At 62.9% G+C, this 11354-nt stretch carries 13 protein-coding genes; 7 read left to right on the forward strand and 6 right to left on the reverse strand.

Going from position 1 to position 11354, the window contains the following annotated elements:
• Positions 1-171 precede the first annotated feature (171 nt).
• The 3 genes from purL (at position 172) to NKJ64_RS08820 (ending at position 3257) form a co-directional block, all read left to right on the forward strand.
• Positions 172-2403 (forward strand): phosphoribosylformylglycinamidine synthase subunit PurL, encoded by a 2232-nt coding sequence (gene purL / locus NKJ64_RS08810; protein WP_352462376.1) that lies wholly within the window; start codon positions 172-174, stop codon positions 2401-2403.
• Entirely contained in the window at positions 2400-2924 is a 525-nt protein-coding gene (locus tag NKJ64_RS08815) for a hypothetical protein (protein ID WP_023706458.1), read from the forward strand. The genes purL and NKJ64_RS08815 overlap by 4 nt, the downstream gene beginning before the upstream one ends.
• A 99-nt stretch (positions 2925-3023) precedes the next feature.
• Positions 3024-3257, forward strand: coding sequence for a BolA/IbaG family iron-sulfur metabolism protein (locus NKJ64_RS08820; protein WP_010909092.1), 234 nt, complete (start codon positions 3024-3026; stop codon positions 3255-3257).
• Between the two features lie 12 nt (positions 3258-3269).
• Here NKJ64_RS08820 and NKJ64_RS08825 read toward each other — a convergent pair whose 3' ends face one another.
• Entirely contained in the window at positions 3270-4079 is an 810-nt protein-coding gene (locus NKJ64_RS08825; protein ID WP_352462377.1) for a phosphodiester glycosidase family protein, read from the reverse strand.
• A 160-nt stretch (positions 4080-4239) separates the two neighbouring features.
• On the opposite strand from NKJ64_RS08825, the gene grxD reads away from it, so the two are divergent.
• Together grxD and NKJ64_RS08835 are read left to right on the forward strand one after the other, a co-directional pair.
• Entirely contained in the window at positions 4240-4575 is a 336-nt protein-coding gene (gene grxD, locus NKJ64_RS08830) for a Grx4 family monothiol glutaredoxin (RefSeq protein WP_023669102.1), read from the forward strand.
• Positions 4576-4693: 118 nt separating this feature from the next.
• Positions 4694-5962, forward strand: coding sequence for a multidrug effflux MFS transporter (locus NKJ64_RS08835; RefSeq protein WP_352462378.1), 1269 nt, complete (start codon positions 4694-4696; stop codon positions 5960-5962).
• 61 nt (positions 5963-6023) lie between these two features.
• Here NKJ64_RS08835 and NKJ64_RS30485 read toward each other — a convergent pair whose 3' ends face one another.
• From NKJ64_RS30485 to rpsD, 4 genes are all read right to left on the reverse strand, one after another.
• Positions 6024-6434 (reverse strand): UCP034077 family protein, encoded by a 411-nt coding sequence (locus tag NKJ64_RS30485; protein WP_023669104.1) that lies wholly within the window; start codon positions 6432-6434, stop codon positions 6024-6026.
• 85 nt (positions 6435-6519) lie between these two features.
• On the reverse strand, positions 6520-7347 hold the full coding sequence (locus NKJ64_RS08845; RefSeq protein ID WP_023684879.1) for an inositol monophosphatase family protein: 828 nt from the start codon (positions 7345-7347) through the stop codon (positions 6520-6522).
• Positions 7337-8224 carry a tRNA 2-thiocytidine(32) synthetase TtcA gene (gene ttcA / locus NKJ64_RS08850; RefSeq protein WP_352462380.1) on the reverse strand — a complete coding sequence of 296 codons (888 nt, stop codon included), beginning with the start codon at positions 8222-8224 and terminating at the stop codon, positions 7337-7339. Before ttcA ends, NKJ64_RS08845 begins: the two co-directional genes overlap by 11 nt.
• Positions 8225-8331: 107 nt before the next feature.
• A complete protein-coding gene (gene rpsD, locus NKJ64_RS08855; protein ID WP_023669107.1) occupies positions 8332-8949 on the reverse strand; it encodes a 30S ribosomal protein S4 in 618 nt (205 codons plus the stop codon).
• 387 nt (positions 8950-9336) lie between these two features.
• On the opposite strand from rpsD, the gene NKJ64_RS08860 reads away from it, so the two are divergent.
• Positions 9337-9537, forward strand: a complete 201-nt coding sequence (locus NKJ64_RS08860; RefSeq protein ID WP_023684877.1) for a hypothetical protein — start codon at positions 9337-9339, stop codon at positions 9535-9537.
• Between the two features lie 83 nt (positions 9538-9620).
• Here the strand turns inward: NKJ64_RS08860 and NKJ64_RS08865 are convergent, their stop codons facing one another.
• Complete coding sequence (locus NKJ64_RS08865) at positions 9621-9809, reverse strand: DUF3008 family protein (RefSeq protein WP_023684876.1); 189 nt, start codon at positions 9807-9809, stop codon at positions 9621-9623.
• Positions 9810-9971: 162 nt separating this feature from the next.
• Here NKJ64_RS08865 and NKJ64_RS08870 point away from each other — a divergent pair, with 162 nt between their 5' ends.
• Positions 9972-11354, forward strand: a complete 1383-nt coding sequence (locus NKJ64_RS08870; protein ID WP_352462381.1) for an RNB domain-containing ribonuclease — start codon at positions 9972-9974, stop codon at positions 11352-11354.

The raw sequence follows: 11354 nt of genomic DNA on the forward strand, positions 1-11354 counted from the left end.
GGTTTGAGGCCTAACGGCCGGGATGCCATAGCGTTCCCCAGCGGCTCCCCGCTACCATCGTCGCCCTGTGGTTTTCCGGCGTTTTTCGTCATCCAATGGGGTGTATCACGCCAAAGCTTGCGATATGAGGGGACTCAAATTCCCCTCTCCCATGGACATCAATCGCCGCCCATGACCATTTCCAATTCCGTGCCGATCACCCCGGAACTCATAGCCGCGCATGGGCTGAAGCCCGACGAATACCAGCGCATCCTCGATCTGGTCGGGCGCGAACCGAGCTTTACCGAACTCGGCATCTTCTCGGCGATGTGGAATGAGCACTGCTCCTACAAATCCTCGAAGAAATGGCTGCGCACGCTGCCGACCACCGGGCCGCAGGTCATCCAGGGTCCGGGCGAGAACGCCGGCGTGGTCGATATCGGCGACGGCGACTGCGTCGTCTTCAAGATGGAGAGCCACAACCATCCCTCCTACATCGAGCCCTACCAGGGTGCGGCGACCGGCGTCGGCGGCATATTGCGCGACGTCTTCACCATGGGCGCGCGGCCGATTGCGGCGATGAACGCTTTGCGCTTCGGCGCACCGGACCATCCCAAGACCAGGCACCTGGTCAGCGGCGTGGTTTCCGGCGTCGGAGGATACGGCAACGCCTTTGGCGTGCCGACCGTCGGCGGCGAGGTCAATTTCGACGCCCGCTACAACGGCAACATCCTGGTCAACGCCTTTGCCGCGGGCCTCGCCAAGACCGATGCGATCTTCCTGTCGGAAGCCAAGGGCGTCGGCCTGCCGGTCGTCTATCTCGGCGCCAAGACCGGGCGCGACGGCGTCGGCGGCGCCACGATGGCCTCGGCCGAGTTCGACGACAAGATCGACGAGAAGCGCCCGACCGTGCAGGTCGGCGATCCCTTCACCGAAAAATGCCTGCTCGAAGCCTGTCTTGAGCTGATGGCGTCTGGCGCCGTCATCGCCATCCAGGACATGGGTGCGGCCGGCCTCACCTGTTCGGCGGTCGAGATGGGCGCCAAGGGCGACCTCGGCATCGAGCTTCACCTCGACCAGGTGCCGGTGCGCGAAGAGCGCATGAGCGCCTATGAGATGATGCTGTCGGAGAGTCAGGAGCGCATGCTGATGGTGCTGCGCCCCGAGAAGGAAAAGGAAGCCGAGGCGATCTTCCACAAATGGGGCCTCGACTTCGCTATCGTCGGCAAGACCACCGACGATCTGCGTTTCCGCGTCATCCATCAGGGCGACGAGGTCGCCAATCTGCCGATCAAGGACCTTGGCGACAAGGCGCCGGAATATGACCGCCCCTGGGTCGAGCCGAAGAAGCCGGCGGCGCTCGCAGCCGGCGATGCGTCGAAGGCCGACGTTGCCGATGCGCTGTTGAAACTGCTCGGCGGGCCGAACCTGTCGTCGCGCCGCTGGGTGTGGGAGCAGTACGACACGCTGATCCAGGGCAATTCGCTGCAGCTTCCCGGCGGCGACGCCGGCGTGGTGCGCGTCGAAGGCCATCCGACCAAGGCGCTCGCCTTCTCCTCCGACGTCACGCCGCGCTATTGCGAGGCCGACCCGTACGAAGGCGGCAAGCAGGCGGTGGCCGAATGCTGGCGCAACCTCACCGCCACCGGCGCGCTGCCGCTGGCGGCCACCGACAACCTCAATTTCGGCAATCCGGAACGGCCTGAGATCATGGGCCAACTGGTCGGCGCGGTGAAAGGCATTGGCGATGCCTGCCGGGCGCTCGGCTTCCCGATCGTGTCGGGCAATGTCTCGCTCTACAACGAAACCAATGGCCAAGGTATCCTGCCGACGCCGACCATCGGCGGCGTGGGGCTGATTGCCGACTGGTCGAAGATGACCCGTATCGGCTTTGCCGCCGAGGGCCAGATGATCCTGCTGGTCGGCGCGCCCCCAAGCTGGGGCAGCCATCTCGGCCAGTCCGCCTATTTCAGAGACATTCACGGTCGGACCGACGGGCCGCCGCCACCCGTCGACCTCGCCCATGAAAAGCGCGTCGGCGACCACGTGCGCGCGCTGATCGCGTCGGGCGTCGTGACCGCGGCGCATGACCTTTCCGATGGCGGCCTGGCGATAGCCCTGGCCGAAATGGCGATGGCGTCCGGCATCGGCGCCACCATTCCGGGGCTCGCCGGCACCGACCCGATCCCGGTCTGGTTCGGCGAGGACCAGGGCCGCTACCTCCTGACGCTGTCCGTCGATCCGCAGAGCAAGGAATGGGACGCCATCCGCGACGAACAGAGCAGGCTCGGCATCTTTGCGCCATGGATCGGCTCGACCGGTGGAAACGAAGTGAAGCTCGGCGATGCCAGGGCGATCCCGGTCAGCGAATTGACCGCTGCCCACGAAGGCTGGTTCCCGAACTTCATGGACAAGTCCAGTTGACCAGCCTGGCAGCCCGGACGCTGATCGCAGTCGTCTTCTGGCCGTCGCTGTTCTTCTTCTGGTTCCTCGGGCCGTTCGTCTTTTTCCTGCTGTCGACGACCTCGAGCGAGGTCTGTCCGCTGCTGGAAAGGCGTGACCAGTTCCTTGAGGCGGCCAATGGCACACTGCAGATGCTGGCCTTGCAAAGTCTGATCTATGCGATCCCCATCGTCTGCCTGGTGCTGTGGAGCCGCCTTTTGCCGAACCCGGCGCGCGCAAGGCATGTCGCCACCTGCATCAAGCTCTTTGCCATTGCGGTCATTACCGGCGCGCTGTGGGAATACGGGTCATCGCTGATCTGCGACGGCTATGGCCAACCATTCTTTTCGCCCTTGTGGCAGATGACCAGCTATCTCCCGATTATCACCCTGGCGCTCAACATCCCGCTCTATGTCCTGGTGTTCAGCCTTGGCCGGGGGTTCTCGACCCGCGACGACATTACAGAAGATGGTGTGGTTCACCCGCGGCAGGATGGCCCTTAGACACTGCGTCGCCGACAGAACGGCTTCAACCCGGACCAGAAAGGCTTTAGGCTGCCGTCCGAGTCACTCGTGCCTAGCCGCCCAGAACAGGATTTTGCCATGGCAATGGATGCCCACGACATCGAAAAACTGATCAAGGACGGCATTCCGGACGCCAAGGTGACGATCCGCGACCTCGCCGGTGACGGCGATCACTATGCAGCCGAAGTGGTGGCCGAAAGCTTCCGCGGAAAGAGCCGCGTCCAGCAGCACCAGATGGTCTATGATGCGCTGAAGGGCAATATGGGCGGCGTGCTGCACGCGCTGGCGTTGCAGACCAGTGTGCCGGACTGACGCCAGGCTGGCCTAGCGCGTCGGCGGCTGGCTTGCCAACACGGCAATGATCGGCCCTGCCGGATATCTTCCGCCGACAATCATCCTGTCGCCATCCGACAGCGCGGAGACCGCGCCGTCGAGGAACAGCGCGTTGCGGCATTGTAGCGCGTCGCGAAACAGCCGCGCAAAGCTGCCGAAACTTACCTCAGACCGCGAGATCGCCAGCAAAACGGTGTTTTCATCGCGCACGCCGACGCCGTTGCGGACGTAGCGCGAGGTTCCGTTCGGCTCGAAGCGTGGATGAATCAGGCCATCGATCACCAGCATCGGGCCCGACTGCGTGGCGAAGGCGACATCGGGTTTGGCGGCGGCATAGGCGTTGCTTTCCATGACAGCCGCCTTGCCGTCCTTGCCGACCAGAAAGACGCCGTTCGGCTTCAGGAAGAAATTACCTTCGCTATCGGCAAGGTTGAGCGGCGACTTTTCGCTGCCGTTCTCGACCAGCAGGCCGACCGGCGACAAATCCTCGTGATACATGCCGCCATTCATGGCGAGCAGCACCGGCCTCCCCTCGCCCGCAACCGCCTTGCCGAAGGCCTCCAGCGAGCCGAAGGGCTTGCCGTCGGCACCGACGTGAAAGACAGCGAGGTTGTAGGTCCGCAGGTCGACCGTGCAGACGACATAGGTCACCGCCTCGAAGGCGACATTCCGGCAAGGCGCGGGCAGGTCACCGCCAATGACCAGCGGCGGCGGCTCCGGGCGTCTCGGCCACCAGACAACGGCAATCGCGGCCAGCAGGATGGCGATCAGAAGGGCGGCGCCATATCGTCTTTTCATCATGTCCCGGAGGCTGCAATCGGCAGGGATGCTTGGCCCAAGACAGGCGATCCTTTGCGCCATTTCCGCGACGGCGGCGCAAACATCTTGTTTCGGCCCATCTATGGGTTTATTTGATGGCTATGCTTCGAGCCTGACTCCCACAGGCGTGAAAGGATATCTCATGAGCGGCATCAACGACTACATCGACAGCGAAGTGAAGGGCAACGACGTCGTCCTTTTCATGAAGGGCACGCCCGGTTTTCCGCAGTGCGGCTTTTCCGGCCAGGTCGTCCAGATCCTCGATTACATCGGCGCCGACTACAAGGGCGTCGACGTGCTGACCTCGGCCGAACTGCGCCAAGGCATCAAGGAATATTCGAACTGGCCGACGATCCCGCAGCTTTACGTCAAGGGCGAATTCGTCGGCGGCTGCGACATCATCCGCGAAATGTTCCAGGCGGGCGAGCTGCAGACGTTGCTCGTCGACAAGGGCGTCAGCGTCAAAGCGACAGCCTGATTCTGAGTTGAGACGGGGCAGCCCCGCCCCGGCAAAATGTTACCTCCCCCTATCGGAGTGAGGACGAACTTATGCGCCGGCATGCCGGCGCATATTCGTTTTGAAGATCGGACCCGCCGTGGACCAGCCAGCAAAAGCGCCGCAACAGGCACGCAAATTGCCTATTCCGCGCTGGGAATTCATCGCGCTGTGCGCGGCACTGATGGCGTTGAACTCGCTGGCCATCGACATCATGCTGCCGGCACTGCAGCAAATCGGCGCCACGCTTGGCGTTGGGAATGAAAACCACCGCCAGTATGTGATCACCGCCTATATATTGGGCTTCGGTGGCGGACAGCTTTTCTTCGGACCGATCTCGGACCGGTTCGGGCGCCGCGCGCCGCTCGTTGCCGGGCTGGCGATTTATGTCGTGGCGGCGGCAGCTGCCTCCATCGCCCCGTCATTCGCCGTCCTGCTGCTGTGCCGGCTGGTGCAAGGCATCGGTGCGGCGGCGACCCGCGTCATCGCCGTCTCGATCGTGCGCGACACGTTCGACGGTCGGCGCATGGCCGAGGTGATGTCTCTGATCTTCATGGTGTTCATGGCCATCCCGGTGATCGCGCCTGGGATCGGCCAGTTCATCATGCTGTTCGCAACATGGCACTGGATCTTCGTCACCATGGCCGTCGGAGCGCTGATCGTGTCGGCGTGGTCGCTGCTGCGGCTGCCGGAGACGCTGCATCCGGAGTACCGCCGGCCGCTGACAGTCTCATCCGTCGTCGGTGGTTTCCGCATCGTGCTCACCAACCGCATGGCGCTTTGCTACGCCTTTGCCAGCACCTTCATTTTCGCCGCCATGTTCGGCTTCATCGCCTCCGCACAGCAGATCTATGTCGACATTTTTCATGTCGGCGAATTGTTTCCTGTCATCTTCGCGGGTGTCGCCGGCGTTCTCGCTTTTTCGAACTACCTCAACTCGCGCCTGGTCGGCCGCATCGGCATGCGCCGCCTGTCGCAGAGCGCACTGCTGTTGTTCCTGGTGATCAGCCTTGCCTGGCTCACCGTTTCGCTTCAAATGAAGATGCCACTCTGGCTGTTCATCACCTTCTTCGCCAGCGCGATGCTCCCGTTCGGCGCGCTCGGCGCCAATTTCAACGCGCTCGCGATGGAGCCGCTCGGCCAACTGGCGGGCACCGCGTCGTCCATCCTGGGCTTCATGCAGACTTTTCTCGGCGGCATCCTCGGCACGCTGATCGGCCAGGCCTTCAACGGCACGGTGACGCCGCTTGCCGCCGGCTTCTGCAGCGTCTCGGTCGCGGCCCTGCTGATGATCCTGATCGCCGAGCGCGGCAAGATGTTCCAGCCGCACAACCCACCCATTTCAGGGCACGTCACCGACCTGCATTGAGCAACTGTTCTGCGCTACGAGTTTTATTTGTCAGACCGCAGCCACCTTCAAGCGACGCGTTTCAGGATGCGCCGCCAATCACTGCCGTGAAACGAGGGAACAGCGGGCGCCCTGCGATGGCGCCACCCATGCTGTCCGAAAGAGGCATCGGCAGAGCCTTGTCGAGAGCTTCGAGCACGGATGACACAAAGACCCGGTTGAGCGAGGCATCATCTCCCATATGGGAGAAAGTGGCGCGCGGTTTGCCCATCAGCGTGCCGTTTTTGCGAATTGAGAAACTCAGCGTCAGGGTCATGCCAGCACTTCCAGGCGGCGGCTGCCAACAGGCAAAGATCGCGGAAAACATCTCGTCTATGGTATCGACGGGATCGCGACTGCCGCACGCGCGTTCCTGCGATCTTGCCTCAGTGGCGCCAGCGGCGGCCAAGGCAAGTGCAAGTGCCGTTGCGACAATTGCGGACCGATGTTTCATTTCGCGGCTCCGGCTTCGCGAGCGATTGGACCACTATAACAGAGCCAATATACTTGACGAAAGCGTCTACCGGCAGTTGGACCGACTATTGCGCCCAGAGTTCCCTGCGCAACTCCTGCCAGCTTTCCTTGTCCGGGGCGACAAGAATGCCGCCGTCGATATGCGAGGGCAGATAGGCGCTACCGTCGATCCGCGCGGTGTAGCCGCCGGCCTCGGCGTGGATCAGCACACCGACCAGATGGTCCCACGGCATCAGTTTGTTGTAGACGACGAAATGGGCATGGCCGCTGGCCAGAAGACGGTATTCATGTGCCGCGCAGCGATAGCCGAACTGCGACAGGGTCTTGGTCTGGTTGCGCGCCAGGAGCGAGCGTTGCGGTTCCGCCAGATATTGCCAGGAGACGGAGCCGGTCATCTGCGAGATCGGCACGGCATCGGCGACGTGCACCGTCTCCAGCGCGCCATGCGCATGGCGGATATGGCTGCCGGCGCCCTTGGCGCCGATCAGCCAGTCCCGGCCTACGGGGTCATGGATGATACCGGCGACGGTTTCGCCCTTGACGACGACGCTCAGCATGACGCCGAAGAGCGGCACGCCGGAGGCGAAGTTGAAGGTGCCGTCGACCGGGTCGACGACGAAGGCGAGGTCGGCATCGCCGAGCCCCTGAAGCAGCGCCGGATTGTCGGAACAGGCTTCCTCGCCGACGATCATCGCCGTGGGATAGCGCTCGCGCAGCCTGGCCGTGATCAGCCGCTCGGCGTTGATGTCGGCCTCGGTCACCAGGTCGGCAGCCGAGGTCTTCTGTCTGATGTCGCCCTCGCCCAGCCGGCGAAAGCGTGGCATGATTTCGGCCCTGGCTGCATCGGCGAGAAGCTCGGCCAGCCAGTCGATCGCTTGGTCGTCAAATATCATCGGAATTGTCTTGTCCTGTGCTGAGGCTGCCATTGAGGGCGGCAAAGTCGAACAGCTTTCTGTCGAGCAGATGCGACGGCCTGGTGTTGGACAGCGCGCGCAGCATCGTATCCTTGCGGCCCGGCATGCGCTTTTCCATATCGTCCAGCATCGCCTTCATGGCGTTGCGCTGCAGGCCTTCCTGGCTGCCGCAGAGATCGCAGGGAATGATCGGGAATTTCATAGCGGCGGCGAATTTTTCCAGATCGACCTCGGCGCAGTAGCTCAGCGGCCGCAGCACCATGACGTCGCCGTCGTCATTGAGCAGCTTTGGCGGCATGGCGGCAAGGCGGCCGCCATGGAACAGATTCATGAAGAAGGTTTCGAGAATGTCCTCGCGGTGGTGGCCGAGCACCAGCGCCGAACAGCCCTCCTCGCGCGCGATGCGATAGAGATGGCCGCGCCGCAGCCGCGAGCACAGCGAACAATAGGTGCTGCCCTGAGGCAGCTTGTCGGTGACCACCGAATAGGTGTCCTGATACTCGATGCGATGGGCAATGCCATGCGCATCGAGGTAGTCGGGCAAAATGTGCTTCGGAAAATTCGGCTGGCCCTGGTCGAGATTGCAGGCCAGCAGCTCGACCGGCAGCAGCCCGCGCCATTTGAGATCGAGCAGCACGGCCAGCAGCCCGTAGGAATCCTTGCCGCCGGACAAGGCCACCAGCCAGCGGTCGCCGGGCCTCGCCATGGCGAAATCCTCGACCGCCTGACGGGTCAACCGCAACAGCCGCTTGCGCAGTTTGTTGAACTCGACGGAAGACGGCACGTCGGCAAACAGCGGATGGAAGCCGCCTTCAGCAATCGGTTCAACTGTTTCGATGTCTGCCAGCATGTTCATGGCTTGTCGCTTTCCATAGCCGAGAGTGCCGGATTAGCGGACATGGCCGACAAAGAAAAGGCCGCCTCGACGGGCGGCCCTTTCCGGTATCGCAGAAAAGCGATCGATCAGCGCGAATAGAATTCGACGACCAGGTTCGGCTCCATCTGCACGGCGAACGGTACGTCGGCCAGGCCGGGGATGCGCGAGAAGGTCGCGACCATCTTGTTGTGATCGACTTCGATATAGTCCGGCACGTCGCGCTCGGCGAGGCCGACCGCTTCCAGCACGATGACCAGCTGCTTCGACTTTTCGCGCACTTCGACGACGTCGCCCGGCTTGCAACGGTACGAGCCGATGTTGACGCGCTTGCCGTTGACGTTGACGTGGCCGTGGTTGACGAACTGGCGAGCCGCGAAAATGGTGGGCACGAACTTGGAGCGGTAGACGACCGCGTCGAGACGCGACTCGAGCAGGCCGATCAGGTTCTCGGAGGTGTCGCCCTTGCGGCGATCAGCCTCTTCATAGACTTTGCGGAACTGCTTTTCGGAGACATCACCATAGTGACCCTTCAGCTTCTGCTTGGCGCGCAGCTGCAGGCCGAAATCGGAAAGCTTGCCCTTGCGGCGCTGGCCGTGCTGGCCGGGGCCGTATTCACGCTTGTTGACCGGGGACTTCGGGCGGCCCCAGATGTTTTCGCCGAGACGGCGGTCGATCTTGTACTTCGCGGATTCGCGCTTGCTCATCGCATTCCCTTTCAAAACAAACCACCCGGAACCTCATGGTCCGGGTGAAGGAAACGCGCCCTCCTCTGGCCTCCGTTTTCGAGGCCTGACAGGGTTTTCCCACGCAACGCGGCGGAAAACCCACGGGACACGTCAGTCTAGACAAAACCCAGGAAACGATAAACCTGCTTTCCCGGGCTTGCCATGCAAAAGAAACAACCGGGCATTGCGGCCCGGTGTTGGTGCGCTCGATAAACGGAGATTTGAGCAGAGTCAAGCGCGTCGCTGGCGCTGGGCCCGGCAACCATATCACGTCTTTTGGCGTTGAGTGCCGTGCCGGATGCGGCGGGAGGTTGTTGCGCCGACGGCATTTAGGAAGGGACTGGAGCCAAAGGAGCCCGAAGTCGCATGAAGAAGTTTTTCCTCTCGTTGGTCGGTGCAGCCGTCATGGCCGGGACGATGTCGATCGCCGTGCCCGAGCCAGCGATGGCCAAGCACTGGCAGGGCCACAAGCATCGTCAGACCTGCCATGTCGTGGTGAAGAAGAAGGTCATCTGGCGGCATGGCCACAAGAAGGTCATCCGCTACAAGGTGAAGCGCTGCTGGTGACGTCAGGAGTTTCGGGCTTGGCCTGAATCGAAGAAGCCCGTGGTTTCGGCCACGGGCTTTGTTTATCGACTCGGTTCAATGTTTCAGTCTGCCGATTTCTTCTCCGGCAGGCCTTTGCGCTTGGTCTCTGCGAATTCCTCGAGCTGCTTTTCGCTCATCGAATTGTACATCGACTTCGACGCGCCTTGAAGTTCGCTCTTCCTGGTCTCGCCGCGCTTGGCCGACAGGGCTGCGCCAGCGGCCTTTTGCTGTGCTTTTGAGGTTGCAGGCATATCGGCTCCTCCTTTGCTGCCAGAGGAGGAAACGTTGCGCTCCGGCGACGGTTCCAGCGCTGGCGGTCAACTTCCGTTCCGCGCTCATGCCTGCCCATGGTCGGCCGGCACTGCCGGCAAAACCACCTTCCCGTGCCCGCAACGCCGGTGTAGGACGGCGCCATGAAATCGTTGAACGATCCCTCGCAGGCACTCGCCACCGGCCTCGCGAAAATCCGCACCGAGTTCCATGTGCCGGAGGGATTTCCCCCTGATGTAGTGGTCATGGCACAGACGGCGGCCAGGTGCGTGCCCGACCAGCATGCCGACCGCACGGCGATGCCCTTCGTGACGCTCGATCCCGCGGCTTCCACCGATCTTGACCAAGCGTTTTCGATCGAAGCGAGCGGTAGCGACCTTCTGTTGCACTATGCCATCGCCGACGTAGCCTGGTTCGTCGCAGACGGCGACGCGGTGGATCGCGAAGCCTGGGCGCGGGGCGAAACCCTGTATTTGCCGGACGGCAAGGCCGGGCTCTATCCCCGGGTCATTGCCGAGGGCGCCGCGAGCTTGCTGCCCGGCGGTCCGCGTCCGGCTGTCATCTTCACGGTCCGGATCGCCGACGACGGAGCGGTAAGGCTGGATGGCGCGGAGCGGGCAATCATTCAAAGCCGCGCCAAGCTCGCCTATGACAGCGTGCAGGCCGCCGACGTCCCAGTCGGCTTCGCCGAAATCGCGCGGCGCATGGCGGCGGCCGAAGACCGTCGCGGCGCTTCGCGCGTCGACCCGCCCGAGCAGGAGGTGGAACAGCTTGCCGATGGCACATTCCAGCTTGCGTTCAGACCGCTGCTGCAATCCGAGCAAGACAACGCAGCACTTTCGCTGGCCGCCAACATGGCGATTGCCGACGCCATGCTGGCACACCGGACCGGCTTGTTTCGGGTGATGGCGCCGCCCGATGCTTCCAAAGTGCAAAGACTGCGCAGCGCGGCACGGGCCTTAGGCCTGTCCTGGCCTCCTTCGACCAGCCTGCCCGACTATCAGCGAACCCTCGATCCTGCCAACATGCAACAGGCAGCGCTGATGCTGGAAATCCGCCGCGCCGGCTCCGGTGCGTCCTACCAACCCTATGAAGAAGGCGTTGTCCCCTGGCACGAGGCGATGGCCGCGACCTATGCCCACGCCACCGCGCCCCTGAGGCGGCTGGCCGATCGCTATGTCGTGCGCTGTGTGCTGGCCATCGTCAACGGCCAGCCGGTGCCGCAAGCCGTTACCGAGGCGTTTTCCAGACTGCCGAAGGTGATGGGCCGCGCAGGCGCCCGCGCCTCGCAGATCAACCACGCGGCCATCGACCTTGCCGAGGCGGTGATGCTGAGGGGGCGCATGGGTGAAACATTCAAGGCCGTCGTCACCGACGTCGGTGATCAGCGTGTGCGCGTTCAGCTCTCGGACATGCCTGTCGTTGCGAATGTGAAGGCCTCTGGGTTCAGGCAGGGCGATGGCCTGACGCTAAGGCTTGTTTCGGCCGATCCGGATCGGCGCGTCATTGTCTTCGAGCTTGCCTAA

It is taken from the genome of Mesorhizobium sp. M0062, assembly GCF_040323125.1.
GTDB lineage: Bacteria > Pseudomonadota > Alphaproteobacteria > Rhizobiales > Rhizobiaceae > Mesorhizobium.